The 24,541-nt window shown below is 64.2% G+C and carries 23 protein-coding genes; 14 read left to right on the top strand and 9 right to left on the bottom strand.

The features are described 5' to 3' along the window. Positions 1 to 158: 158 nt before the first annotated feature. Both AC54AG_RS10165 and AC54AG_RS10160 read right to left on the bottom strand, forming a co-directional pair. Positions 159 to 1,784, bottom strand: a complete 1,626-nt coding sequence (locus tag AC54AG_RS10165) for an FHA domain-containing protein (protein WP_496630230.1) — start codon at positions 1,782 to 1,784, stop codon at positions 159 to 161. A 217-nt stretch (positions 1,785 to 2,001) separates the two neighbouring features. Next, a complete protein-coding gene (locus tag AC54AG_RS10160) occupies positions 2,002 to 2,850 on the bottom strand; it encodes a class I SAM-dependent methyltransferase (protein WP_331776176.1) in 849 nt (282 codons plus the stop codon). Between the two features lie 148 nt (positions 2,851 to 2,998). Here AC54AG_RS10160 and AC54AG_RS10155 point away from each other — a divergent pair, with 148 nt between their 5' ends. Next, positions 2,999 to 3,418, top strand: coding sequence for a DUF2177 family protein (locus AC54AG_RS10155; protein WP_456130577.1), 420 nt, complete (start codon positions 2,999 to 3,001; stop codon positions 3,416 to 3,418). On the opposite strand, the gene AC54AG_RS10150 is transcribed toward AC54AG_RS10155, so the two are convergent. The 3 genes from AC54AG_RS10150 to AC54AG_RS10140 all read right to left on the bottom strand — a co-directional run bounded on the left by AC54AG_RS10150 (position 3,399) and on the right by AC54AG_RS10140 (position 5,601). Next, positions 3,399 to 4,349 (bottom strand): PP2C family protein-serine/threonine phosphatase, encoded by a 951-nt coding sequence (locus AC54AG_RS10150; RefSeq protein ID WP_331776178.1) that lies wholly within the window; start codon positions 4,347 to 4,349, stop codon positions 3,399 to 3,401. The two genes, AC54AG_RS10155 and AC54AG_RS10150, sit on opposite strands and share 20 nt — an antisense overlap. 148 nt (positions 4,350 to 4,497) lie before the next feature. Next, positions 4,498 to 4,950: a glycine zipper 2TM domain-containing protein gene (locus AC54AG_RS10145; RefSeq protein ID WP_046684114.1), complete on the bottom strand. Its 453-nt coding sequence runs from the start codon at positions 4,948 to 4,950 to the stop codon at positions 4,498 to 4,500. A gap of 120 nt (positions 4,951 to 5,070) precedes the next feature. Beyond that, positions 5,071 to 5,601: a GNAT family N-acetyltransferase gene (locus tag AC54AG_RS10140; RefSeq protein WP_070304745.1), complete on the bottom strand. Its 531-nt coding sequence runs from the start codon at positions 5,599 to 5,601 to the stop codon at positions 5,071 to 5,073. Positions 5,602 to 5,776: 175 nt separating this feature from the next. Between AC54AG_RS10140 and AC54AG_RS10135 the strand changes: the two genes are divergently transcribed. Both AC54AG_RS10135 and AC54AG_RS10130 read left to right on the top strand, forming a co-directional pair. After that, positions 5,777 to 7,225, top strand: a complete 1,449-nt coding sequence (locus AC54AG_RS10135) for a M20/M25/M40 family metallo-hydrolase (protein WP_496630228.1) — start codon at positions 5,777 to 5,779, stop codon at positions 7,223 to 7,225. A gap of 6 nt (positions 7,226 to 7,231) precedes the next feature. Continuing rightward, positions 7,232 to 8,137 carry a LysR family transcriptional regulator gene (locus tag AC54AG_RS10130; RefSeq protein ID WP_331776180.1) on the top strand — a complete coding sequence of 302 codons (906 nt, stop codon included), beginning with the start codon at positions 7,232 to 7,234 and terminating at the stop codon, positions 8,135 to 8,137. 14 nt (positions 8,138 to 8,151) lie between these two features. On the opposite strand, the gene AC54AG_RS10125 is transcribed toward AC54AG_RS10130, so the two are convergent. Both AC54AG_RS10125 and AC54AG_RS10120 read right to left on the bottom strand, forming a co-directional pair. Then, positions 8,152 to 9,582 carry an MFS transporter gene (locus tag AC54AG_RS10125; protein ID WP_496630227.1) on the bottom strand — a complete coding sequence of 477 codons (1,431 nt, stop codon included), beginning with the start codon at positions 9,580 to 9,582 and terminating at the stop codon, positions 8,152 to 8,154. 121 nt (positions 9,583 to 9,703) lie between these two features. Beyond that, positions 9,704 to 10,561, bottom strand: coding sequence for an MBL fold metallo-hydrolase (locus AC54AG_RS10120; RefSeq protein WP_496630226.1), 858 nt, complete (start codon positions 10,559 to 10,561; stop codon positions 9,704 to 9,706). Between the two features lie 176 nt (positions 10,562 to 10,737). Here AC54AG_RS10120 and AC54AG_RS10115 point away from each other — a divergent pair, with 176 nt between their 5' ends. After that, positions 10,738 to 10,974, top strand: a complete 237-nt coding sequence (locus tag AC54AG_RS10115) for a hypothetical protein (protein ID WP_070257673.1) — start codon at positions 10,738 to 10,740, stop codon at positions 10,972 to 10,974. Positions 10,975 to 11,097: 123 nt separating this feature from the next. Beyond that, positions 11,098 to 11,346, top strand: coding sequence for a hypothetical protein (locus tag AC54AG_RS10110; RefSeq protein WP_034751890.1), 249 nt, complete (start codon positions 11,098 to 11,100; stop codon positions 11,344 to 11,346). Here the strand turns inward: AC54AG_RS10110 and AC54AG_RS10105 are convergent. Continuing rightward, complete coding sequence (locus AC54AG_RS10105; protein WP_496630225.1) at positions 11,343 to 11,669, bottom strand: hypothetical protein; 327 nt, start codon at positions 11,667 to 11,669, stop codon at positions 11,343 to 11,345. The genes AC54AG_RS10110 and AC54AG_RS10105 overlap by 4 nt on opposite strands. A gap of 50 nt (positions 11,670 to 11,719) precedes the next feature. On the opposite strand from AC54AG_RS10105, the gene prpB reads away from it, so the two are divergent. From prpB to AC54AG_RS10070, 7 genes are all read left to right on the top strand, one after another. Continuing rightward, complete coding sequence (prpB, locus tag AC54AG_RS10100) at positions 11,720 to 12,607, top strand: methylisocitrate lyase (protein ID WP_070304753.1); 888 nt, start codon at positions 11,720 to 11,722, stop codon at positions 12,605 to 12,607. Between the two features lie 69 nt (positions 12,608 to 12,676). Continuing rightward, a complete protein-coding gene (gene prpC / locus AC54AG_RS10095; protein ID WP_034751888.1) occupies positions 12,677 to 13,831 on the top strand; it encodes a bifunctional 2-methylcitrate synthase/citrate synthase in 1,155 nt (384 codons plus the stop codon). An 11-nt stretch (positions 13,832 to 13,842) separates the two neighbouring features. Further along, complete coding sequence (acnD, locus tag AC54AG_RS10090) at positions 13,843 to 16,437, top strand: Fe/S-dependent 2-methylisocitrate dehydratase AcnD (RefSeq protein WP_072454092.1); 2,595 nt, start codon at positions 13,843 to 13,845, stop codon at positions 16,435 to 16,437. A 117-nt stretch (positions 16,438 to 16,554) separates the two neighbouring features. Then, positions 16,555 to 17,745: a 2-methylaconitate cis-trans isomerase PrpF gene (gene prpF / locus AC54AG_RS10085; RefSeq protein WP_496630224.1), complete on the top strand. Its 1,191-nt coding sequence runs from the start codon at positions 16,555 to 16,557 to the stop codon at positions 17,743 to 17,745. A 157-nt stretch (positions 17,746 to 17,902) separates the two neighbouring features. After that, complete coding sequence (locus tag AC54AG_RS10080) at positions 17,903 to 19,459, top strand: MBOAT family O-acyltransferase (protein ID WP_496630223.1); 1,557 nt, start codon at positions 17,903 to 17,905, stop codon at positions 19,457 to 19,459. 8 nt (positions 19,460 to 19,467) lie between these two features. Continuing rightward, entirely contained in the window at positions 19,468 to 20,694 is a 1,227-nt protein-coding gene (locus tag AC54AG_RS10075; RefSeq protein ID WP_496630222.1) for a hypothetical protein, read from the top strand. A gap of 46 nt (positions 20,695 to 20,740) precedes the next feature. Then, complete coding sequence (locus AC54AG_RS10070; protein ID WP_496630221.1) at positions 20,741 to 22,627, top strand: propionate--CoA ligase; 1,887 nt, start codon at positions 20,741 to 20,743, stop codon at positions 22,625 to 22,627. A 44-nt stretch (positions 22,628 to 22,671) separates the two neighbouring features. Here AC54AG_RS10070 and AC54AG_RS10065 read toward each other — a convergent pair whose 3' ends face one another. Next, complete coding sequence (locus AC54AG_RS10065) at positions 22,672 to 23,385, bottom strand: S24 family peptidase (RefSeq protein WP_070304769.1); 714 nt, start codon at positions 23,383 to 23,385, stop codon at positions 22,672 to 22,674. Between the two features lie 149 nt (positions 23,386 to 23,534). Between AC54AG_RS10065 and AC54AG_RS10060 the strand changes: the two genes are divergently transcribed. Continuing rightward, positions 23,535 to 23,951 (top strand): FeoC-like transcriptional regulator, encoded by a 417-nt coding sequence (locus AC54AG_RS10060; RefSeq protein WP_128142745.1) that lies wholly within the window; start codon positions 23,535 to 23,537, stop codon positions 23,949 to 23,951. A gap of 25 nt (positions 23,952 to 23,976) precedes the next feature. Then, positions 23,977 to 24,519, top strand: a complete 543-nt coding sequence (locus tag AC54AG_RS10055) for a hypothetical protein (protein WP_496630220.1) — start codon at positions 23,977 to 23,979, stop codon at positions 24,517 to 24,519. The last annotated feature ends 22 nt before the right edge of the window (positions 24,520 to 24,541 follow it).

Here is a 24,541-nt window from a genome sequence, read left to right as displayed (position 1 = left end):
CAGTTTGACGTTTTGAGGAGGTGTCGCCATGAAAATCCCGCGCGAATTGCAGATTCCCGCCCTCGTGTTTTCGCTGGAAGCGGTGTTCATTATTGGCTTGTCGCTGATTTTCCTGGTGCTGGTACCGCGCTAGCGGTCAGGTGTCAGGAGGTGCTGTATCAGGCCGTTTGCATGGTTGTGCTGTCGCACAGCGCCGCGCCTTCGGTGCGGATGATCCAGCATTCCGGATACGGTTCGCTGGCGAAGCGGTTGTGCCGCGCGAAGCCGCTGAGCTTGTCGAGCGCGGTGGCGGGGGCCAGCGCCGTTTCCTTGCCGCTGGCCGTGTCCAAGTGCCAGAAACCGCCGTTGCGGTGGAAGAGCACGGGCAGGCAGCTTGCTTGCGGCGTGGCAAGGTGGCTTGCCGGCGTGGGCTGGGTGTCGGGCAGCAGCAGGTAAAAACACTCGGCGCGGGCGCCGTGGTCGATGCGGTGCAGGATCACGCCGTGCGCGAGCAGGGCCGTGACGCTGAGCACGACGATGCCCTTGATGCTGGCAGACAGTTCGATGCGCATGCCCAGGCGTAGCGGCACGGGCTTGTGCTTGCCGGGCCAGACGCCGTCGAGCAGCAGGCCGTAGCGCGACACGTCCTCGATTTCAAAGCCTTGCTGGTGCTGGCTGCGCCGGATGATGGCGTGGCGGCCCGACAGGCGGCGCGTCAAGCCATTGTTGTCCTGGCCGTCGGGGCTGAAATGGCTGAGCAGCACATCGGCTTCCGGGTCCACCAGCTCGAAACGCCCCAGCATGCATTCTTCCAGCGCGAACAGGCGGATTTGGCGCTGTTCGCCCGCTTCCGGCGCAGCATTGACGAGGCAAGCGGCCTGGCTCGGGTGCGGATGGCAGTGGCTGGCGGCGGGCAGGTCGACTTCGATCAACTCCTCGTCCCAGGCAATCGTGGTAAAACCCATGTCGATCTTGCCTTGCGGCGCGGACAGATCCACGTGGGCGATGCCGGCATTGCGCGCCGTCACGTCGAGATTGCAGCCGTCGCCGCCCGTCACGCGGGCGATCGAGGCGTCGTCGGCCATCACGCGCACGTTCTTGTGCGTGCTGAGGAAGATCTGGTGGATTTCCGTCAGGGTGGCGTCGCGGCGCGGCACGAGGATGACAAACGTGCACACCCACTTCTGCGCCACGGCGCCGTCGACATGGCTGTGGACTTCCACTTCGATCTGGTATTGCCCGTGTTCCTTGTTGCGTGAGGAAAACTCGACAAACACGGGACGCCAGTCGCCGCGCGTGGTGCGTACGAAATCATGCTGCACGTGGCCGCGCGGGATCAGGTCCGAGCGCAGGCGCAAGGTCAGCTGCGGTGCGCAGGCGGCGCTCATGCCGCGCAATTCCATTTTTAATGTTTGCCGTCCGCCTGCCGCGCGCGGATCGAAGCCGCTGATGTGCAGGTGGGCTTGCACGGGCTGGTAAGCTGATGGCGCCGTTGGCGGCGCAACGGGCGCTGGCGTGAACGCCGGGGTGGCGGCAGAGGCCCCCACGGAGCGGCTTACCGTTTGAATGGCCGCATCGCGGATAACGGCATCGCGAATAACAGCATCGCGAATATCAGAATCATCTGCAGGGGCGTGCGGAAGCGCCGTTGCCGATGGCTCGGAACGGGCGCTGCGCAGTGCGGTCAACAGGTCGTAGCTGCTGGGGGCAGTCGTCGCTTGCGGGTGGTTGCCCGCGCAGACTGTTTCCCCAGGCAAGACCCAGAACGTACAGTGCGGGTGCTCCGGGTTGCTGCATTTTTTCATGACATTCTGACTCGAATCGAGCGGGGACATTTTGCCCTCTGTTATACATGAGAGCTTACGCGCTTTTGCGCCTGCTTGGCAACTTTCGCGACACCGGAATGCGCTCTTTTTGCCCAAATTCATGCCCCTGGTCACACCTTGTCATACATGTCATGGAAACTATTGCCTAAAAACACATTTTATATCTTTCTGGATATGTTATTTTGCCAAGAGTGTCTTAGCCGCACCGTTTGCTGACGATGACTTCCAAGTACTCGCCCGGCACCACCAGCGAGTGGGCGCCGGCCGTATTCAGGCGTTCAAGCATGGCGAGCAGTTCCTGTTCCAGCGCTCCGGCGCCAGTCGCGTCGAGCGCGGCAAACGCCTTGTGGACGGGGCCGTAATAATCGCGGAAGATTTGCAGCCAGTGTTGGGCGGAAGCGTAGCGGAAATTGAAGACCTTGCTTTGGCCGTGCACCTGCTCCGCCCCCTGGCCGAACAGGTCGCGCACATACGCCTCTTCGCCCCAGCGGGCCGGCGACACCATGCCTGCCGGGGGCGGCACATATTTGCCTATGGTCTTGAACAGTTGCCCGACAAAGCCGTCCGGCGTCCAGTTGGCCATGCCGATGCGTCCGCCGGGGCGCAGCACGCGCAGCATTTCGCTGGCCGCGCGCTGGTGGTCGGGCGCGAACATCACGCCAAAGGTCGACAGGGCCGCGTCGAAACTGGCATCGGCGAAGGGCAGGGCTTCGGCGTCAGCCACGCGGAAGGTCACGGCCAGCCCTTCCGCCTCGGCGCGTGCGCGGCCCTTGTCCAGCAGGGCCGGCACATAATCGGTGGACACGACACGGGCAAAGCGGCGCGCGGCCGCCAGGGTGGCGTTGCCATTGCCGGCGGCGATGTCGATGACGTCTTCGTGGGCGCGGATATCGGCGGCCTCGGCCAGCAATTCGCCAACCGGCTGCAGGGTCACGCCGATGATGGCGAAGTCGCCGCTGGCCCAGCTCGCTTGCTGGCGCTGCTTGATGGCGGCGTAGTCGGGCGCGCTTGCGGCGGCCTGCGGTGTCGGGATAGTGTTGCTCATGGCGTGCTCCTGACGTTGGAGAGGTCTATCCTTCAGACCGCGCGCCATGGGCATGGTTCAATTCATACAGGCCGTCGTGAGCGTGGCGGCGTTTTGCATTATGCTGGCGCAACTGTTTCCCCACGCTGCCTGACGCCGAGAGATGACCATGCCTGCCCAACGCCCGCTCCAGCTTGCCATTGCCTATGGCGCCACCCTGTGCGTATTTCTCGCCATCGATGCCCTGTGGCTGGCGGTACTGATGAAGCCCGTGTACGCCGCGGCGCTGGGGCCGCTGCTGGCGGACACACCGCGCTGGGCCCCGGCCGTGCTGTTTTATCTGCTGTACGTGGCGGGGCTGGTGGTGTTTGCCATCTTGCCCGGCTTGCGGGCGCGCCGCGGACGCACGGCGGCGGCGCTGGGCGCGCTGCTCGGGCTGCTTGCCTATGGCACCTATGATTTGAGCAACTATGCGACCTTGCGCGATTGGCCGCTGGCCTTGACGGCGATCGATATGGCCTGGGGCAGTGTGCTGTCGGCCGTGTCGGCAACGGCCGGCTACCTGGTCGCTAGCCGGTCGGGGCGCTGAACTCCGCATCGAAGCGCAGCGCCAGCATGGTAATGTTGTCGCTATGCAAGCCTTTTGGCGGATGCAAGAGGAAGTCGTCGAACACGGCGCTGACGGCCTGCGCCGCAGTCCTGCCGGCGCACAGGGCGGGCCAGCGGGCTGTGAGGGCGAGCGGATCCTCGCAGGCCCAGAAACCGTCGCTGGCCAGCAGATAGTGGGCGCCGGGGCGCACGCGCAGCACGCGGCGGTCGCCCAGGTGCGCGAGGAAGGGCGGCAAGGTGGCCGCGTCGAGGCCCATTAAAGGCTTGGCGAGCTGCAAGCTGTCGCTGATGGCGTTGCCTAAAATAAAGGCCTGCGAGATTTGCGGATGGTGTTCGCCATGCACGGCGGCCCGCCAGCGGGTCTCGTCGAGCGAGCCGCGCATGGCGTACACGGTGGCCGGCACGTGGTCGACGGTGAGGATGCTGGCCACCCCGTCGGCAATTTCATACAGGCGCGAATCGCCCACGTGATACAGCAGCGGCGCTTCGCCGGGCGGCACTTCCAGCAAGGTCAGGGTGGTGCCGGGCGGACGCGCCTGGGCTGGCGCCGTCCTGGCGAAGGTGTCCTGTAAGCGCGTGTGCAGCTGGTCGAGCCAGGCCGCCAGGCTGGCCGTGTCGAGGCAGGCGGGCATGGCCAGCAAGCCTTGCACGGCCGCTTCCGCCGCTTCGCGTCCATGTCCGTGGCCGCCCATGCCATCGAGCACGGCGGCGCGCACATGGCCGCGCGGCCAGCCCGGCACCTGGCAGTGGAATGGCGCCTGCTGCGACAGGCAGACGGCGTGGCCGCTGGCATCGATCAGCAGGAAATTGTCCTGGTTCTCGCGGCGCGGCATGGGGCCGGCGCCCACGCTGGTGCCGGCGGCGGCGTCGAGCCAGGGGCCGAAGTCGAGCCCGTCTTTGATTAAATGCATCGGTTGTTGCGGTCCACGCGGCCAGCAATGTTGATCATAGGACACAGCTTAGCCGAAATCATGCGGGAGCGATACCTTGCCTATTTCGCAAAAAAACCTGCGGCAGCAGGCTGGCGCAGGTTTTTCATGGTGCAGTGCAGGGCGGTGCTTAACGGCGATGGCCCCAGCCGTGACCGTGGCCGTGACCGTGGCCACGGTCATAGTAGTCGCGGCGGTCATAATCACGGTAGTAGCCGCGGCCCGGTTGCACGTAGACGACAGCCGGCGGGCCATAGTAGCGCGGTGGCGGCGCGTAGTACACGGGCTGCGGCGCCGGGGCGTAGTACACCGGTTGCGGCGCAGGCGCGTAATAGGTTTCGCGGTAGCCGCCGCGATAGCCGCCACGGTCGTAATAGCGGTCATTCGTGCTGATGCTGTTGCCGACGGCGGCGCCCAGCACGCCACCGACGATCGCGCCATTGCGCCCGCCGGTGCTGTTGCCAATGGCCGCTCCGACAACAGCGCCTGCAACGGTATTGAAGTCGCGGTCACCGGCGACTGCGGCCGAAGACACAGCCACTGCCGCTACCATTACCGCACCCAGGAGTTTCTTGTTCAACATGGCATTTCCTTCCATTCCGGCGAGATCACAATGATCTGCATGAAGTGGACTATATCTGCTGCCGCAAGCTTGTTCCACGTCTAATACAACTTATTACAATCCTACCCCGGCCGTAACAAGTCAGCGCCGGCGCGCCTGCCATTCGGGACGCAGCAGGCTGTACATTTTGACATCGCGCATCACGCCATTGATAAAGAAGGCCTGGCGTAGCAAGCCTTCCTGGGTAAAGCCGTTCTTTTGCGCGATGCGCTCGGAGCCGATGTTCAGCGGGTCCATCAGCAGCTCCAGCCGGTGATACGGATAGGCGCTGAACAGGTAATCGACCACCAGGCGAGTCGCTTCGCTCATGTAGCCTTGTCCGTCGCGCTGCCGGTCGAACAGGCGGTAGCCAATCTCGCGCGAGGACGGTGTCCGGCTCTTGAAGTGCGTGATCGTGCCGATGATGTGCTGTGAGTGATCTTCGATGAGGAACAATTCGCTGTCCTCGGTGACAAAGCCCGATTGCAGGAAGTCGCGCCGCATGGCCTCGGGCGACTTGAATTGCATGGAGAAAAACTCGCCGCGCGAGGGCAGGTCGTTGACGAGGGAAATATAGGTATTCAGGTCGGCGGCCTGCAAATGCCGGATGGTGCAGAGGGTTCCCTTGAGCATGTCGGTTTCCGGTAGCGATCACGAATCCTGATGGTAATCGACTCTGGGGGAAACAGGCAATCGATCCCGTAAAAGTTGCTGCAATGACAGAACAAATACGCTATCGTAGAAAGCCGCGCCTTGCCCATGACCAAGGCGTACCCGCTTCGACCTCGTTGACTGGAACTGACATCACATGCCTACCATCCTGACTGGCGCGCCACTGCGCCGTTCCGTTTTATCCATCGCCCTTGGCTGCATCGTCAGCGCCGGGGCCTTTGCCGCAGCGCCAGGCAATACCCCGCAAGCGCTGGCGCAGGTGCGCGACACGGCGCTGCAAAGCGACTGGGCGTATGCCCGCCTGGCCGACATGACGGATCTGATCGGCCCGCGCCTGTCCGGTTCCGCCGGCGCGGCCGCCGCCGTGCAGCAAGTGGCGAACACCATGCGCCAACTGGGCGCCACCGTCACCCTGCAGCCCGTGAAAGTGCCGCACTGGGTACGCGGCGTGGAAACGGCGGAAATCGTCGACTATGCGGGCCGTCCGCAGGGCGTGTCGCAGCGCGTGGTGCTCACGGCCCTGGGCGGCTCGGGCGCGACGCCGGCCGCCGGCCTGACGGCTCCCCTCATCATCGTCAAGAGCCTGGAAGAACTCAAGGCACGCGCGCCGGAAGTGAAGGGCGCCATCGTGCTGATCGACACGCCGTTCGACCAGGAGATGGCCGAGCGGGGCCTGGCCGGCGTCACCTATGGCCAGGGTTCGCGCTCGCGCTTCCTCGGACCGAAGGCGGCGGCCAACCTGGGCGCGGCGGCTGCGCTCGTGCGCTCGGTCGGCGGCGCGAACTTCCGCATCCCGCACGCGGGTGCCACGGGACTGGACGGCAATAAGCGCATTCCGGCCGCCGCCGTCACCGTGGAAGACGCCTTGCTGATCGGCCGCCTGGCCGCGCGCGGCCCCATGAAAATGCACCTGACCCTGACGCCGCAAAACCTGCCGGAAGCGGACAGCTATAACGTCATCGCCGACTGGCCGGGCACGGACAAGGCTGACGAAGTGGTGGTGGTGTCGGGCCACCTCGATTCCTGGGACCTGGCGACGGGCGCGCATGACGACGGCGCCGGCGTGGTGGCGGCCATGGGTGTGGTGGAAACCCTGAAAAAGCTCGACTACCGCCCGCGCCGCACCATCCGCGTGATCGCCTGGATGAACGAGGAGAACGGCGGGCGTGGCGGCCAGGCCTACTTCGAAGCCCACAAGCAGGCGCTCGGCAAACAATATGCGGCCATCGAGATGGACAGCGGCGCCGGCCGCCCGTTCGGCATCAAGGCCAGCGTGGGACCGAAAGCGGAAAAACTGTTGACGCCTTTGCTGGCGGCCCTGCAGCCGATGGGCGCGCACGCGTTCACGCGCCGCGACGCGCTGGGCACGGGCGACCTGCACCGCCTGGAAACGGGCGGCGTGCCCAGCTTCGAGCCGCTGGTCGACAGCCACAGCTACTTCCACTACCACCATACGCCGGCCGACACCCTGGACAAGGTCGACCCGGATAACCTCAAGCGCAACGTGGCGCTGATGTCGTCGCTGGCCTGGTTCCTGGCCAATATCGACGGCGAGATCGGCCGCGCGCCGGAGCAGGGCGAGTAAGCGCCAATGTCGCTACCCGACCTGAACCTGTTGATTACCCTCGATGTCCTGTTGGCCGAGGGTAGTGTCACGCGCGCGGCGCGGCGCTTGCGCCTGAGTCCATCGGCCATGAGCCGCGCCCTGGCGCGCCTGCGCGAGACGACGGGCGATCCGCTGCTGGTGCGCGCCGGCCGTGAACTGGTGCCCACGCCGCGCGCGCTGGAGCTGCGCGCAAGGGTGGGGCCCCTGTTGGGCGAGGTGCTGGCCGTGCTGGGACCGGCGGAGCAGCTGGACCCGCGCCAGCTGGCGCAAACATTCACGCTGCGTTCGAGCGACGGTTTCGTGGAAAATTTCGGCCCGGCGCTGCTCGCGCATATCGGCGCGCAGGCGCCTGGCGTGCGCCTGCGCTTCGTGCAAAAGCTCGACCGCGAAAGCGCGCAGCTGCGCGAGGGCAGCATCGACCTGGAAACGGGCGTGATCGGCAGTCTCACCAGCCCGGAAGTGCGCACGCGCAGGCTGTTCGGCGACCGTTTCGTGGGGGTGGTGCGCAGCGGACATCCGCTGGCGCAGGGCGAGATCAGCGCCGAACGCTATGCGGCCGGCCAGCACGTGCTGGTGGCGCGGCGCGACCAGGATACGGGACCGATGGACGACGCGCTGGCCGCCCTGGGACTGCAGCGCACGATCGCCAGCATCGTCGGCGGCTTTACGGCGGCGCTGGCACTGGCGGCCGGCTCCGACCTGATTGCCACCGTGCCGGAGCGGCATACGGGCAATCTGCGCGCCGGCATGTTTACCTTTGTGCTGCCGCTGCGCATGCCGGAGCTGACCGTGTCATTGATGTGGCATCCGCGCATGGATGCGGACCCGGCCCACCGCTGGCTGCGCGGCTGCGTGGTCGACGCCTGCGCGGCCCGGATCAACGCGGGCTGATGCCGCCGCGCGCATCATGCGGGCTTTCCAGCCTTGCTCATGGCGCGCCCGAGCACGAAAATGGCCAGCGCGGCGAGTATCAGTACGCTGGCCACGCCAAAGGTGGCGTGCATGCCGGCTATCATGGCGGCCGGCCTGGCGCTGGCGATATCGCTGGCGCCGGCAGCGAAGACGGCGCCCATCACGGAGGCGCCCGTGACAAGCCCCAGATTGCGCGACAGATTGAGCATGCCGGAAATGACGCCGCGCTGCTCGGGAACGATATCGACCATCACGGCCGTATTGTTGGCTGCCTGGAACAGCGCGTAGCTGGCCGTCAGCAGGATGATCGGTGCGACGTAGCCGGGAATGCCGAGGCTGGCGGGCAAGAGGGCCAGCGCCAGGCAGGCGCCGGTGGCGCCGCACAGGCCCGCGCCGCCCATGCGCTGCGCGCCGTAGCGGTCCACCAGCCAGCCGGACGGCACGCCGCAGAACGCCGCCACCAGCGGTCCGGCCGCCAGCACCATGCCGGTGGCGGCCGTACCCAGGCCCAGGCCGCGCGCCAGGTAGAAGGGGCCGACCACCAGGGTGGACATCATGACCGTCGACACCAGCATGCTCGTTGCCAGGCCGGCGCTGAGCACGGGCGCGCGCAGCATGGCCAGGCGTATCAGCGGCGCCGGCGCTTTCAGTTCAACGCGGACGAACACGATGGCGCCCACGCAGGCGGCCAGCAGCAGCGCCACGTTGCGCATGCCGAAATGGCCGTGGCCCAGGGTCATGGCCAGCGCATATGCGGCCAGGGTCAGCGCCAGCAGCATGGTGCCGCGGTGGTCGAACACGGGACGTTTGGCGTTGGCGCCGCGCTGGTCGGCCGGCAGGTAGCGCCAGGCCAGCAATAGCGCCACGCCGGCCAGCGGCACGTTGACGAGGAAAATGGCTTGCCAGCCGAAGCGCGCGATCAGCAGCCCGCCCAGCGCGGGGCCGAGCGTGGTGCCGACGGCCGACATGGTGCCGAGCAGGCCCATGGCGATGCCCGTTTTGGCCTTGGGCACGGTGCTGCCGACAAAGGCCATGGTCAGTGCCATCATGACGGAGGCGCCCAGTCCCTGCAGGGCGCGCGCGGCGACCAGCAGCCACAAGGTGGGGGCCAGCGCGCACAGGATGGAGGCGGCGGCAAACAGGGCGATGCCGGCCAGCAGCAGGCGGCGCCTGCCGACCATGTCGCCCAGACGGCCCACGCTGACGATCAGCGCGGTGATGGCCAGCAGGTAGGACAGCACGATCCATTGTACATCCTGGAACGGCGCATGCAGGGCCGTGGCCATGTCGGGCAAGCCCACGTTGGCAATGCTGGTGCCCAGCGCCGGCAGCAGCATGGCCAGCGACAGGCTGGCAAGCGCGCCGCGCACGGGTAGCGTGATGGCCTGCTGCTCGTGTGGTGCGGATTTTGACGGTGGTTGCATGGCGTGGCGGATCCTCGGATAGGGTCACCACATGGTACTGAGGGATCTGGCATGGCGGAAGACGCAGCATGTGCATTGTGTTGTTGCGTCTGACGCCATGTGAGGGAACTACATCACCAGGCTAGATCGCATTGAGCGGTATCTTCAGGTAGCGCACGCCGTTGTCTTCCGGTTCGGGCAGCTTGCCTGCATTGATGTTGACCTGGATGGCGGGCAGGATCAAGGTCGGCATGTCGAGAGTGGCGTCGCGGCTGGTGCGCATGGCCACGAACTGTTCTTCCGTGATGCCGTCGCGCAAGTGGATATTGCTGGCCCGCTGTTCGGCCACCGTCACTTCCCAGCGCGCCTCTCGGCCGTTGGGCGGGTAGTCGTGGCACATGAACAGCCGCGTCTGCGGCGGCAGCGCCAGCAAGCGCTGCGCGGAGCGGTACAGCAGGGAAGCGGAGCCGCCGGGAAAATCGCAGCGGGCCGAGCCCACGTCCGGCATGAACAGGGTGTCGCCGACAAACACGGCGTCGCCGATCTGGTAGGCCAGGTCGGCCGGCGTGTGGCCGGGCACGTGCAGGGCGCGCACTTCCAGCAGGCCGATATGAAATACCTGGTCCGGCGCGAACAGCTGGTCGAACTGCGAGCCGTCGGCCCTGGCGCCATCCTGGTGGTAGACGGCCGCGAACGCCTGCTGCACCGTCTGGATGGCGGCGCCGATGGCCACGTCGCCGCCCAGTTGCTGCTGCAAATAGGGTGCGGCGGAAAGATGGTCGGCGTGCGCGTGGGTTTCCAGCAGCCAGCGGCATTGCAGGCCGTGTTCGCGCACGAAGGCGATCACCTTGTCGGCCGAGGCGGTCGAGGTGCGGCCCGCCTTCGGGTCGTAGTCGAGCACGGAGTCGATGATGGCGCAGTCCCGCCCATCGGCCTCGTAGACAACATAGGTGACGGTGGCGGTGGCGGAGTCGAAAAAAGCTTGGATTTGTGGAGTCATCACGGCGGCAGGGGACAGGCAGGGAATAACATTATATCGCCAGAGTTCGTTCAAAAAATGTTGAAAATTAACATTTAACATGCGAAAAACAGATAAGGGGGCGGGCGCCGCGCGCGACTACCGTGCGCACCCTGTGTCTTGCCGCGTGCTAACCTCATTCTTCCAAGGAGGAATTCATGAACGATATCACTGCACGCAGCGAACAATACCGCGGTTTTACGATTTCCGTGACCCCGCAAAAGGATAACGACGACTTATGGGATTTTACCTACCGCCTGCAGCGCGAAGGTGAACCCGAGGCGCAGGCGATCACGCGCAGCCGCACCCTGGGCGGCTATGCGGCGCCCGAGACGGCTTGCACGGCGGGCCTGGAAGTGGCCAGGACGGAAGTGGATAATCTGCTGCGCCCTTGAGCCAGCGTAAATCGTTTAGCCCGAAAGTGCGCCTGGCTATGGCCGGCGCGTGAAACACGTCGCTGCCAGTCGCGCTTCATGCTACGATTTCCAGTATTGAGTCAGTCACCAAGGAGGCACCCCATGAATAGCAGTTCTAAAATTCACTATAAAGGCTGGGAAATCGTTCCCTTGGCCGTGCCCACCACCGACGGCAAATGGTCGGCCAGTTGCGACATCGAACGCGCCACGGCGGAAGGCCTGGAAGTGTTCGAAGGCTCGACCATGCAGTTCGTGCGCGACGACGAGGAGGGCGCCATTGCCGCCGCCTGCGAAGAAGCCGTGCGCCAGATCGACAATATCATCGCCAATCCGCTGGTGCGGCTGGCCTAGTTTGCCCTTGCAGTATCAGTTGTATCAGTTGCATAACTCAGCTCAGCCGGCGCTCGCCGGCTGTTTTTATTGCGCGTCTTGCCAGCCTGGGCTTTCATCGCCTTGTCTACCCGTCTGTTTCGCGTTTCAATAAATGTTCCAAAATAAGTTTCATGAAACAATATTGAAACATTTTTGACGCCAAACGTGACATCGCTGTTCCGCTGCGTCACAGCGCACCGTGCGTGGCCTCGTGGCCGTTTGCCTGCCTTTTCACTCTGCATTCGGCGTTTTCCGCCCAGCCTGAAGGGGCCTGGCACGGCATTTGCAATACTGATGCTCATAGCCACTCCGTGAAACATTCGGGACCATCCGAAACCCATAAGGTGAACACATGACTCAATACTCCGCAGGTGCCGCATTCCGCAAGGCCGTCCAGGAAGAATCCCCGTTGCAAGTGGTCGGCGCCATCAACGCCAACCACGCCTTGCTGGCCAAGCGCGCCGGTTACAAGGCCATCTACCTGTCCGGCGGCGGCGTCGCGGCTGGCTCGCTGGGCTTGCCCGACCTGGGCATTTCCAGCCTGGACGACGTGCTGACCGACATCCGCCGCATCACCGACGTGTGCGACCTGCCGCTGCTGGTCGACGCCGACACGGGTTTCGGTTCGTCCGCCTTCAACGTGGCGCGCACGGTGAAATCGATGATCAAGTTCGGCGCGGCCGCCCTGCACATCGAAGACCAGGTGGGCGCCAAGCGTTGCGGCCACCGTCCGGGCAAGGAAATCGTGAGCAAGGAAGAAATGGTCGACCGTATCAAGGCGGCCGTCGATGCGCGCACGGACCCGAACTTCGTCATCATGGCGCGCACCGATGCGCTGGCCGTCGATGGCCTGGAAGCGGCGCTCGAGCGCGCCGTCGCCTGCGTCGAGGCGGGCGCCGACATGATCTTCCCGGAAGCGATCACGGACCTGGACATGTACGCCACCTTCGCCAAGGCCGTCAACGTGCCGATCCTGGCCAACATCACGGAATTCGGTTCCACGCCGCTGTTCACCCTGGACGAACTGCGCAGCGCCCACGTGGGCCTGGCGCTGTATCCGCTGTCCGCCTTCCGCGCCATGAACAAGGCGGCGGAAAACGTCTACCAGGCGCTGCGCCGCGACGGCACGCAAAAGAATGTGCTCGACACCATGCAGACGCGCATGGAGCTGTATGAATCGATCAATTACCACGATTTCGAGCAAAAACTCGACGCGCTGTTCGCCGCGCAAAAGAAATAAACAGAAGCAGGGGCCGCATGCCGGCCCCGCAGTGATGCAACCGAGACTAGTCAATTTTTGGAGAACACAATGACCGCACCGCAAGCCGCCACTTTCAAGCCTAAAAAATCCGTCGCCCTGTCCGGCGTCACCGCCGGCAATACGGCGCTGTGCTCGGTCGGCAAGACCGGCAACGATTTGCACTATCGCGGCTATGACATCCTGGACGTGGCCGACAGCTGCGAGTTCGAGGAAATCGCCTACCTGCTGGTGCACGGCAAGCTGCCGACGTCCGCCGAACTGAAAGGCTACAAGGCCAAATTGAAATCCTTGCGCGGCTTGCCGTCGGCCGTGAAACTGGCGCTCGAAGCGCTGCCGGCCGCCGCCCACCCGATGGATGTGATGCGCACGGGCGTGTCCGTGCTGGGCTGCACCTTGCCGGAAAAAGACGACCATAACGCGCCGGGCGCGCGCGATATCGCCGACCGCCTGATGGCGTCGTTCGGCTCCATGCTGCTGTACTGGTACCACTACAGCCATAACGGCAAGCGCATCGAAGTGGAAACGGACGACGATTCGATCGGCGGCCACTTCCTGCACCTGCTGCATGGCGAAAAACCGTCGGCGTCGTGGGAAAAAGCCATGCATACCTCGCTGATCCTGTACGCGGAACACGAATTCAACGCGTCGACCTTCACCAGCCGCGTGATCGCCGGCACGGGTTCGGACATCCATTCGGCCATCACGGGCGCCATCGGCGCGCTGCGCGGCCCGAAACACGGCGGCGCGAATGAAGTGGCGCTGGAGATCCAGAAACGCTACGACAACCCGGACGAAGCGGAAGCGGACATCCGCGAGCGCGTCGCCAACAAGGAAGTGGTGATCGGTTTCGGCCACCCCGTCTACACGATTTCCGACCCGCGCAACGTGGTCATCAAGGAAGTGGCCCGTTCGCTGTCGCAGGAAGCCGGCTCCACGAAAATGTTCGACATCGCCGAGCGCCTGGAATCGGTCATGTGGGAAATCAAGAACATGTTCCCGAACCTGGACTGGTTCTCGGCCGTGTCCTACCACATGATGGGCGTGCCGACGGCGATGTTCACGCCGCTGTTCGTCATTTCGCGCACCTCGGGCTGGGCCGCCCACATCATCGAGCAGCGCATCGACAACAAGATCATCCGTCCGAGCGCCAACTACGTGGGCCCGGAAGACCTGGAATTCGTGCCGATCAAGGACCGCAAATAATGAGCACCCCCATGAATACCCTGTACCGCAAATCCTTGCCGGGCACCCAGCTAGACTACTTCGACACGCGCGCCGCCGTCGATGCGATCCAGCCAGGCGCCTACGCCACCTTGCCCTACACCTCGCGCGTACTGGCCGAAAACCTCGTGCGCCGCTGCGACCCGGCCACCCTGGATGCCTCGCTGAGCCAGTTCATCGAACGCCGCCGCGACCTCGACTTTCCCTGGTTCCCCGCGCGCGTCGTCTGCCATGACATCCTGGGACAGACGGCCTTGGTCGACCTGGCCGGCTTGCGCGACGCCATCGCGGCCCAGGGCGGTGACCCGGCGCTCGTCAACCCCGTCGTGCCGACGCAGCTGGTGGTCGACCACTCGCTGGCCGTCGAATGCGGCGGCTTCGACCCCGACGCCTTCGCCAAGAACCGCGCCATCGAAGACCGCCGCAACGAAGACCGTTTCGACTTCATCGACTGGACCAAGAAAGCCTTTAAAAACGTCGACGTGATCCCGCCGGGGAACGGCATCCTGCACCAGATTAACCTCGAGCGCATGTCGCCCGTGATCCAGGTGCAGGACGGCGTGGCCTATCCCGACACCCTGGTCGGCACGGATTCACATACGCCGATGGTCGACGCGCTGGGCGTGATCGCCATCGGCGTGGGCGGCCTGGAAGCGGAAAGCGTGATGCTGGGCCGCGCCTCGTGGATGCGTTTGCCCGACATCATCGGCGTCAAGCTGACGGGTAAACCGCAACCCGGCATCACGGCTACCGACACGGTGCTGGCGCTGACGGAGTTCCTGCGCAAGCAGAAGGTCGTCTCGTCCTACCTGGAATTCTTTGGCGAAGGCGCATCGCACCTGACCCTGGGCGACCGCGCCACGATTTCCAACATGGCGCCGGAATTTGGCGCCACGGCCGCCATGTTCTACATCGATGCGCAAACCATCAAATATCTGAAACTGACGGGCCGCGACGACGAACTGGTGAAACTGGTGGAGCTGTACGCGAAAGAGACGGGCCTGTGGGCCGACAGCCTGGTCGACGCGCAGTATGAGCGCGTATTGACGTTTGACCTGTCGTCCGTCGTGCGCAATATCGCCGGGCCGTCGAATCCGCACAACCGCGTACCGACGTCGGAACTGGCTGCGCGCGGCATTTCCGGCGTGGTCGAGAACGAGCCGGGCAAGATGCCGGACGGCGCCGTTATCATCGCGGCCATTACCAGCTGCACCAACACGAACAACCCGCGCAACATGATCGCCGCCGGCCTGATCGCGCGCAATGCGAACCGCCTGGGCCTCACGCGCAAACCTTGGGTGAAATCGTCGCTGGCGCCAGGCTCGAAAACCGTGGAACTGTATCTGCAGGAAGCGGGCCTGATGCCGGAGCTCGAAACTCTGGGCTTCGGCGTCGTGGCTTTCGCCTGCACCTCGTGCAACGGCATGTCGGGCGCGCTCGACCCCGTGATCCAGGATGAAGTGGTGTCGCGCGACCTGTACGCCACGGCCGTCTTGTCGGGCAACCGCAACTTCGACGGCCGCATCCACCCGTACGCGAAACAGGCTTTCCTCGCCTCGCCGCCGCTGGTGGTGGCGTATGCGATCGCCGGCACCATCCGCTTCGATATCGAGAAGGATGTGCTGGGGATTGATGCGGACGGCAAGCCGATTTTGCTGAAGGATATCTGGCCGTCGGACGAGGAAATCGACGCCATCGTCGCGTCCAGCGTCAAGCCGGAGCAGTTCCGCAAGGTGTACATTCCGATGTTTGCCGCGCAGGCGGACGACGGCATCAAGGTCAGCCCGCTGTACGACTGGCGTCCGCAGACGACGTATATCCGCCGTCCGCCGTACTGGGAAGGCGCGCTGGCTGGCGCGCGTCCATTGAAGGGCATGCGTCCGCTGGCGGTCCTGGGCGACAACATCACGACCGACCACTTGTCGCCATCGAACGCCATCATGCTCGATAGCGCGGCCGGCGAATACCTGGCGAAAATGGGTTTGCCGGAGGAAGACTTCAATTCCTACGCCACGCACCGGGGCGACCATTTGACGGCGCAACGCGCCACGTTCGCCAACCCGACCCTGAAGAACGAAATGGTCATCGAGGACGGCAAAGTGAAGGCGGGTTCGCTCACGCGCATCGAGCCGGAAGGCAAAATCTCGCGCATGTGGGAAGCCATCGAGGTGTACATGGAGCGCAAGCAGCCATTGATCATCATCGCCGGCGCCGACTATGGTCAGGGTTCATCGCGCGACTGGGCCGCCAAGGGCGTGCGCCTGGCCGGCGTGGAAGCCATCGTGGCCGAAGGTTTTGAACGCATCCACCGCACCAATCTGGTGGGCATGGGCGTGCTGCCGCTGGAATTCCTCCCTGGCGTGAACCGCAAGACCCTGGGCCTGGATGGCAGCGAAACCTATGACGTCGTCGGCGAGCGCACGCCGCGCTCCACCCTGACTCTCGTCATCCACCGCAAGAACGGCGAAACGGTCGAAGTGCCCGTCACCTGCCGCCTCGATACGGCGGAAGAGGTGTCGATCTATGAGGCCGGTGGCGTGCTGCAACGGTTTGCGCAGGATTTCCTCGAGTCGTCCAAGGCAGCCTGACGGGTAGGTCGGATTAGCGCAGCGTAATCCGACGTTATTTGTGAAACCCGCCAACAATGTGTCGGATTACGCGTGGCGCTGCCCCGCTAATCCGACCTACCTCTTTCCAGGAGTGACATGACCCACACCCCCCAAATCAAAATCCCCGCCACCTACATGCGCGGCGGCACCAGCAAGGGCGTGTTCTTCCGCCTGCAGGATTTGCCCGCCAGCGCGCAAGTGCCGGGCGCGGCGCGCGATGCCTTGCTGCTGCGCGTGATCGGCAGCCCCGACCCGTACGGCAAGCAGATCGACGGCATGGGCGGCGCCACCTCGAGCACCAGCAAGACGGTGATCCTGGCGAAAAGTACCAAGCCGGAGCACGACGTTGACTACCTGTTCGGCCAGGTGTCCATCGACAAGCCGTTTGTCGACTGGAGCGGCAACTGCGGCAACCTGTCGGCCGCCGTCGGCTCGTTCGCCATTGCCAGTGGCCTGGTGGACGCCGCCCGCGTGCCTGCGAACGGTATCGCCACGGTGCGCATCTGGCAAGCCAATATCGGCAAGACCATCATCGCCCACGTCCCCATGACGGATGGCGAAGTACAGGAAACGGGCGACTTCGAGCTCGATGGCGTGACCTTCCCGGCCGCCGAAGTGAAACTGGAATTCCTCGATCCGGCCGCAGAGGAAGAGGGCGGCGGTGGCGCGATGTTCCCTACCGGCAACCTCGTCGATGACCTTGACGTGCCCGGCATCGGCGTCTTGAAAGTCACGATGATCAACGCCGGTATCCCGACCATTTTTGTCGACGCGGACGCCATCGGCTACACGGGCACGGAGCTGCAGGACGCCATCAATGGCGATCCGGCCGCGCTGGCCCGCTTCGAGACCATCCGCGCGCATGGCGCGCTGCGCATGGGATTGATTTCCCACCTCGATGAAGCGGCGAAACGCCAGCACACGCCGAAAGTGGCATTTGTCGCCAGGCCGGCCGGCTATGTCTCGTCCAGCGGGAAGAACGTGGACGCGGGCGATATCGACCTGCTGGTGCGCGCCCTGTCCATGGGCAAGCTGCACCACGCCATGATGGGCACGGCCGCTGTCGCCATCGGCACGGCGGCGGCCATTCCCGGCACCCTGGTCAACCTGGCGGCCGGCGGCGGTCCCCGCAACTCGGTGCGCTTCGGCCACCCGTCCGGCACCCTGATGGTGGGCGCGGAAGCGGCGCAGGCCGATGGCGCATGGAGCGTCACCAAGGCCATCATGAGCCGCAGCGCGCGCGTGCTGATGGAAGGTGCCGTGCGCATTCCCGGCGACGCGTTTTAAGCTGCCAGGCGAAACAGGCGGATGCGCATGCAGATCAGTTGATATTTCTGCTAGCAAAGAAACAGAGCGACAAGGAAAATGGGGGAGCGTCAGCCGCGATGCGCGTGAGCGTAGTGCAGGCGCTGGCCGCCTCCCACACTTCCTGACTGGTGAACAGATGCTATTTAACTCCTACGTCTTCCTGTTTGCGTATCTGCCCATCACGGTGGCGGGATTTTTCATCCTGGGACGACGCAGCCAGTCATGGGCCGCCGCCTGGCTGGCCGGCGCCTCCTTGTTTTTCTATGGCTGGTGGGACTACCGCTACCTGCCGCTGCTGCTCGGCTCCATCGTCTTCAATTATGGCTGCGCCACCTTGCTGGGGCCGGGACGCATCCGCCACCGCAAGGGCCTGTTGATCGCGGCCATCGCCGCCAACCTGGGCATGCTCGCCTATTACAAGTATGCGGGTTTCTTCGTTGCCAGCCTGGCGCAATTACTGGCGCAGCCGATGCCCGTCCTGCACGTGGTGCTGCCGATCGGGATTTCGTTTTTTACGTTTACGCAGATCGCCTTCCTTGTCGATACCTACCAGGGCAAGGCGCGGGAAAGCCGCTTTGTCCACTATCTGCTGTTCGTCACGTATTTTCCGCACCTGATCGCCGGCCCTGTGCTGCACCACAAGGAGATGATGCCGCAGTTCGCCGACAAGCGGATCTTCCGGCTCTCGGCCAGGAATGTGGCCATCGGCTCGACGATTTTCATCATCGGGCTGGCGAAAAAAGTACTGGTCGCCGATAACATCGGCCCGTACGCAGCGCCCTTATTCAGCGATCCCGCCGCGCCATCGCTGCTGGCCGCCTGGGGCGGGGTACTGGCGTACGCGTTCCAGCTGTACTTCGATTTCTCCGGCTATTCCGACATGGCCATCGGCTTGTCGAGATTATTTGGCGTGCGCCTGCCGCTCAATTTCGACTCGCCCTACAAAGCGCGCAATATCGCGCAATTCTGGCGCCGCTGGCACATGACCCTGTCGCGTTTCCTGCGCGATTACCTGTATATCCCGCTGGGTGGCAAGCGCTGCGGGCCCGCGCGGCGCTACCTGAACCTGATGATTACCATGGTGCTGGGCGGCTTGTGGCATGGCGCCGGGTGGAATTTCATCGTCTGGGGCGCGCTGCATGGCGCTTACCTGGCTATCCACAAGGGCTGGGGCACGGTGGCGCGCACGCTTCACCTGCCGTCCGATACGCGCGCGGGTAATGTCGTGGCGACTTGCCTTACTTTTACCGCCGTCTGCATCGCCTGGGTTTTCTTCCGCGCTTCCGATATGGCCAGTGCCCTGACAATATTAAAAGGCATGGCCGGCGGCTACGGTCTGGCCTTGCCCGATGCGCTGGCTTCCTATCTGCAGCCCGTGCTCGCGTCGATGGGCGTGTCCTTTTATCTGGGCGGCGGCACGGCATTTGTGGAAAGCTGGACGTGGATCGCGATGGCGGCCGTGCTGGTTTTCGCCATGCCCAATACGCAGCAAATCATGCGGCGCTTCGAGCCGGCGCTGGACTTCCAGGATGGCCAGGCTGCGGCAGGGGCGGGCGGGTTGGGCGGCTTGGGCGTCTTGCGCTGGCTGACCTGGCGCGCGTCGCCCGCGTGGGCAGCCGCCATCGCCGCGCTGGCGCTGGCGAGCACGCTGGCCTTGAACCGGCCCGCCGAGTTCCTGTACTTTCAATTTTAGGGACCGCCATGACACGCTCCCCATTCAGGTTTTATCTGCTCACGATGCTGCTCCTGCTGGTGTCGGGAGCCATCATCGTTTGCGCTTTTGTGCTCATCGTCGACCCGTATGGCGTGTATGGGATCGTGCGCCGCGACCATTTCAATGCCGTCAAGCCGGGACTGACCCGCTACCAAAGCCAGATCAAGCAGGAACATGCGCTGCGTCTGCGGCCGCAATTCATCATCCTGGGAAACTCGCGCGCCGAGATCGGCTTCGATCCGCGCGCCAGCGCCTTGTCAGCGCTGGGCGCCGGCTACAACCTGGCGATTCCTGGTACCGGCCTGGCCACATCCGCCAGCCAGTTCGCGCAATTGCGCCAGGCTGGCGTCAAGCCGCGCACGGTCATCGTGGGCATGGAGTTCATCGACTTTCTCAATCCCGTCGCTGCGCCAGCCGTACGCCAAGCACCAGCAACCGCTGCGCCCACGCATGGCCGCGCTGACTGGCGCTTCGATGCGCTCTTTTCGCTGGCCTCCGTCAAGGATGCCGTGCACACGCTGCGCATCCAGCATGACGGCGAGGCGGCGACCATGTCGGCCGACGGCTTCAATCCCTTGCTCGACTATGGCGCCCATGCGCGCCGTGACGGCTACCACAAGATGTTCGCGCAACGGGCGCGGGAAAGCGCCGCCAACTTGGGCCGCAAATCGACGCGCGGCCTCGCCACCGAAGATTTTCAATTGCTGCGCACCTTCTTGCTGGCGATGGCGGCCACGCAGGCCGACATCAAGCTGGTGATCTATCCGTATCACGCGCAAATGCTGGCCATGTTCGAAGATGCGGGGCTGTGGCCCCTGTTCGAGGAATGGAAAGCGCAGCTGGTGCAGGAAATGGGCGCGGTCAGGGCGCAGTACCCGGACGCGCGGATTTCCCTGACTGATTTCAGCGGCTATGGCGCGTACAACTGCGAGCCGATACCCGCCGCCAATGAGCGGAGCAAGGCCACACGCTGGTACTGGGAAGCGGGGCATTTCAAGAAGGCGCTGGGTGACATCGTGCTGCGGCGCCTGATGTCGCCACAGGAAACTGCACCGGACGACGGGCAGTTCGGCATGCCGCTCGATGCTGCCAGACTGGAGGAAAACCGCGCGCGGATCGCGCAGGAACGCGGCAGCTGCGTGGCCGCGCAGCCAGGATTGTTTGCCAGGCAGATGCTGGCTGAACAGCATGGCCATGCCGGGGGACGCAGATGAACAGATAAGTAAAGAAGCATGAAAAACAACCACCACCGGAGGAGACATGAATTTCGCAAGTTTTTATCAACGCTCGATCGACACGCCAGACGCTTTCTGGCGCGAGGAAGCGGACAAGATCGACTGGCATACCCCGTTTTCGCAAGTGCTCGATTATTCCCGGCCGCCGTTCGCCAAATGGTTCGTCGGCGGCACCACGAATTTGTGCCACAACGCCGTTGACCGCTGGGTGGACAGCCAGGGCGATGCCGCCGCGCTGATCGCCATTTCCACCGAAACGGACACGGAGCGTAGCTACAGCTTTCGCGAGCTGCAGCGCGAAGTGGAGCGCTGCGCCGCCATGTTGCTGTCGCTGGGCGTGGTCAAGGGCGACCGGGTATTGATCTACATGCCGATGATCGCCGAGGCGGCGTTTGCCATGCTCGCTTGCGCCCGTATCGGCGCCGTGCATTCCGTGGTCTTCGGCGGTTTTGCCGCCAACAGCCTGGCCAGCCGCATCGACGATGCGCAGCCAAAATTGGTGTTTTCCGCCGATGCCGGTTCGCGCAATGGCAAGGCAATCGCCTACAAGCCGCTGCTCGACGAAGCCATCCGTATCGCCGCGCACAAGCCGCGGCAGGTGCTGCTGGTCGACCGCCATCTCGTGCCGATGGAACTGACGCCGGGCCGCGACGTCGATTACGCGGCCTTGCGCGAGCGGCACCTGGACGCTCAGGTACCTGTCATCTGGCTCGAATCGAACGAGCCGTCGTACGTGCTGTACACCTCGGGCACGACGGGCAAACCGAAGGGCGTGCAGCGCGACGTGGGCGGCTACGCGGTGGCGCTGGCGTCGTCGATGCAGTACAACTTCTGCGGCAAGCCAGGCGAAACCTTCTTTGCCACGTCGGATATCGGCTGGGTGGTGGGCCATTCCTACATCGTGTATGGCCCGCTGATCGCCGGCATGGCCACCATCCTGTACGAGGGCTTGCCCGTCTGTCCCGATGCGGGCATCTGGTGGAGCATCGTCGAGAAATACAGGGTCACGCGCATGTTCTCGGCGCCGACGGCCATCCGCGTACTGCGCAAGCACCCGGTGGAGCTGATGCGCAAGCACGACCTGTCGTCATTGAAAGCGCTGTACCTTGCGGGCGAGCCGCTCGATGAAACCACGTCGCAATGGATCGCCGATGAACTGAAAGTGGACATCATCGACAACTACTGGCAGACGGAGACGGGCTGGCCGATCCTTTCGGTGGCGAAAGGCGTGGCCGACACGCCGACGCGCCTTGGCAGCCCGGGCCTGGCCATGTACGGCTATCAGGTCAAGCTGCTCAACGAAGCGACGGGCGAGGAGTGCGGCGCCAACGAGAAGGGCGTGCTGGTGCTGGAAGGCCCGCTGCCGCCGGGCTGCATGCAGACCGTGTACGGCGACGATGCGCGCTTTGTCGACACCTACTGGTCCACTTTCAGCGGCCGGCAAGTGTATTCCACCTTCGACTGGGGCGTGCGCGATGCGGACGGCTATTATTTCATTTTGGGCCGTACGGACGACGTGATCAACGTGGCCGGCCACCGCCTGGGCACGCGTGAAATCGAGGAAAGCATCACCAGCCATCCGAACGTATCGGAAGTGGCCGTCGTGGGCGTGGAAGACAAGCTCAAAGGCCAGGTGGCGATGGCCTTCGTGATCCTGAAGGACCCGCAAGGCTTCGACAGCGTGGAAGCGAAAGCGGTGCTGGAACGCGAAGTGATGGCCGTCGTCGACCGCCAGCTGGGCGCCGTGGCGCGGCCTGCGCGCGTGCTGTTCGTGGCGCAGCTGCCGAAGACGCGCTCGGGCAAATTGCTGCGCCGCTCGATCCAGGCCATCTGCGAAGGACGCAGCCCGGGCGATCTGACGTCGATGGATGACCCGGCATCGCTGCAGCAGATCCAGGCAGCGCTGGCATAAGCGCCATGATGAAAGCGAAGTTTATCAATCGATAAACTTCGCTTTCAAATCCGGTCGCTTTCCTTGCGCACGACCCGGCCCACGATCAGGCATTCATTGCCACGGCACAGCTTGCGGTGGTATTTGCGCTGGTCGGGATTGTCCGATGTCAGCCACCATTCGCCGATATCGCGCGCCATGCGCTTGACCACCGGTTCGCCTTCGTAATTGATGGCAAACACGATGCCGTCGGCCGGCCGGTTATCGGCCGTATTGATGATCACCACGTCATCCTCGTACAGGGCCGGCTCCATGCTCTCGCCCTTGACCTTGATCGCCACCAGTTTTTCAGGGTGGTAGCCATTGCGCTCGACCCAGCTGCGCGGCACGCTGATGGTGCTGCCGTCGTGCGTTTCCGGTTCGATGGCAAAGCCCGTGATGCCGGCCGACAGCCGCAATTTCACCTTGCGGATCGGGTAAAAACGCGCATCCTCGCCATCTTCCACCACCACGGGCTGCGCGCCGGCCAGCGCGCGCGCGGCCATGGCCGCCTGGTCGGGCGCCGCGCCCTGGTCGAAGTACATGCTATCGAGCTGCAGATCCGCTTCCAGCTTGCGCGCGATCTTTTCGCTGAACGCGCGTCCCTCGCGGTAGGTGGGCGAGAGGATTTGCGAGATGCGCGCCTCGCTCCAGCCGCTGACGTCGGAAATCTTCTTGCGCGTGTTGTCGTAGTGCTCGCGGATCAGGGCCAGCAGGCGGTCGCGTCTGTATTGATACATATTCATCTCCACATTAAACCTGAAATTTACCGTTTGATAAATTACCAAATGCTTGACTTTAACATTAGCAATTGATAAAGTCCACTTGTTGCCTGTCGCAAACGCACTACAGCGTCTGCCGGTTGGCGACACCACGGGAGGTCAGGCAGATGTTGAACAGCAGTCAGTTGGTTGAAAGCAGGGCGGCGCCACGGCAGGGGCGCCAGCTACAGGGACGCAGCAAGAAGTCGCAGCTGCATATCGCCCGCATCGCGCAGTACATCCGCGAGCAGGGCCAGGCCAGCGCGGCGCAGTTGTCCGCCTTGCTGGGACTCGATGCGGGCACCATGAGCCGCTATTTGCGCCACATGTGCGGCATGGGGCAGATCCACCTGGCGCAGCGCCATTGCACGGAGCCGGGTCGCCAGCGGCCCGCCCTGTACGCGCTGGGCGAGCAGGACGACGAGGTCGACGGCTGGGCCGAACTGCCGCCGCAGGTGCGCCGCACGGCCAGCTGGGCACGCGGCACGGCCAGCCGCGATCCGCTGGTGGCGGCGCTGTTTGGCCCGGCAAGTAACAACGATTAGTATCAACGAGGAACGAGGAGATATCATGGGATTCGCAGAAAAATTCATCGCATCGCTGTCGTCGCAAAACCTGCGCGACGATGCCGTCCACCACGACCTGGACGTGATCGCGGCGGCCGCGCTGGCCGGCGACATGGGCGCCTTGCTGTGCCGTGTCAAATACGCGGATGGCACCGTCAGCCGTCTGTTCGAAGGCAATGCGGGCAACCTGGCGCAGCTGCTGCGCGCCTGGACGGCCGCCGTGACGCAGAAGGGCCGCGCGCGGCGCTGGGTCAAGGCGCATACGGCCTGGGACATGCAGGCGGCCAATACCTTGTACCGTCGCGTGGCCGAAGCGTCGCTCGCGCATTGGCTCGACAGCAAATGCAAGGTGTGCCACGGCACGGGCGTCGTCGCCGCCATGCAGGCCGGCGCGCCTGTCGTTTGCAAGGCGTGCCACGGTGGCGGCGAAGCGGCCATCAGCTGCTCCGGCGGCTTTGAGCTTGAACGCATCAAGGACATGGTCAGCGAACTGGAAGGCATCTTCCAGTCGCACGGCGCCCGCGCCATGCGCCGTCTCGGTCACTGAAATTTTTTTGCAATATGCCTGG

It is taken from the genome of Janthinobacterium sp. BCJ23 (genome assembly GCF_059617945.1).
This window is presented reverse-complemented; position numbering and strand designations above follow the sequence as displayed.

Coding starts and splice junctions, on each gene's coding strand:
- prpF (WP_496630224.1), top strand. CDS start 16,555: ATGACCCACACCCCCCAAATCAAAATCCCCGCCACCTACATGCGCGGC.
- AC54AG_RS10115 (WP_070257673.1), top strand. CDS start 10,738: ATGAACGATATCACTGCACGCAGCGAACAATACCGCGGTTTTACGATT.
- AC54AG_RS10145 (WP_046684114.1), bottom strand. CDS start 4,950: ATGTTGAACAAGAAACTCCTGGGTGCGGTAATGGTAGCGGCAGTGGCT.
- AC54AG_RS10080 (WP_496630223.1), top strand. CDS start 17,903: ATGCTATTTAACTCCTACGTCTTCCTGTTTGCGTATCTGCCCATCACG.
- prpB (WP_070304753.1), top strand. CDS start 11,720: ATGACTCAATACTCCGCAGGTGCCGCATTCCGCAAGGCCGTCCAGGAA.
- AC54AG_RS10165 (WP_496630230.1), bottom strand. CDS start 1,784: ATGAAAAAATGCAGCAACCCGGAGCACCCGCACTGTACGTTCTGGGTC.
- AC54AG_RS10125 (WP_496630227.1), bottom strand. CDS start 9,582: ATGCAACCACCGTCAAAATCCGCACCACACGAGCAGCAGGCCATCACG.
- AC54AG_RS10120 (WP_496630226.1), bottom strand. CDS start 10,561: ATGACTCCACAAATCCAAGCTTTTTTCGACTCCGCCACCGCCACCGTC.
- AC54AG_RS10105 (WP_496630225.1), bottom strand. CDS start 11,669: ATGAGCATCAGTATTGCAAATGCCGTGCCAGGCCCCTTCAGGCTGGGC.
- AC54AG_RS10060 (WP_128142745.1), top strand. CDS start 23,535: ATGTTGAACAGCAGTCAGTTGGTTGAAAGCAGGGCGGCGCCACGGCAG.
- AC54AG_RS10070 (WP_496630221.1), top strand. CDS start 20,741: ATGAATTTCGCAAGTTTTTATCAACGCTCGATCGACACGCCAGACGCT.
- prpC (WP_034751888.1), top strand. CDS start 12,677: ATGACCGCACCGCAAGCCGCCACTTTCAAGCCTAAAAAATCCGTCGCC.
- AC54AG_RS10130 (WP_331776180.1), top strand. CDS start 7,232: ATGTCGCTACCCGACCTGAACCTGTTGATTACCCTCGATGTCCTGTTG.
- AC54AG_RS10160 (WP_331776176.1), bottom strand. CDS start 2,850: ATGAGCAACACTATCCCGACACCGCAGGCCGCCGCAAGCGCGCCCGAC.
- AC54AG_RS10055 (WP_496630220.1), top strand. CDS start 23,977: ATGGGATTCGCAGAAAAATTCATCGCATCGCTGTCGTCGCAAAACCTG.
- AC54AG_RS10155 (WP_456130577.1), top strand. CDS start 2,999: ATGCCTGCCCAACGCCCGCTCCAGCTTGCCATTGCCTATGGCGCCACC.
- AC54AG_RS10150 (WP_331776178.1), bottom strand. CDS start 4,349: ATGCATTTAATCAAAGACGGGCTCGACTTCGGCCCCTGGCTCGACGCC.
- AC54AG_RS10075 (WP_496630222.1), top strand. CDS start 19,468: ATGACACGCTCCCCATTCAGGTTTTATCTGCTCACGATGCTGCTCCTG.
- AC54AG_RS10140 (WP_070304745.1), bottom strand. CDS start 5,601: ATGCTCAAGGGAACCCTCTGCACCATCCGGCATTTGCAGGCCGCCGAC.
- AC54AG_RS10110 (WP_034751890.1), top strand. CDS start 11,098: ATGAATAGCAGTTCTAAAATTCACTATAAAGGCTGGGAAATCGTTCCC.
- AC54AG_RS10065 (WP_070304769.1), bottom strand. CDS start 23,385: ATGTATCAATACAGACGCGACCGCCTGCTGGCCCTGATCCGCGAGCAC.
- AC54AG_RS10135 (WP_496630228.1), top strand. CDS start 5,777: ATGCCTACCATCCTGACTGGCGCGCCACTGCGCCGTTCCGTTTTATCC.
- acnD (WP_072454092.1), top strand. CDS start 13,843: ATGAATACCCTGTACCGCAAATCCTTGCCGGGCACCCAGCTAGACTAC.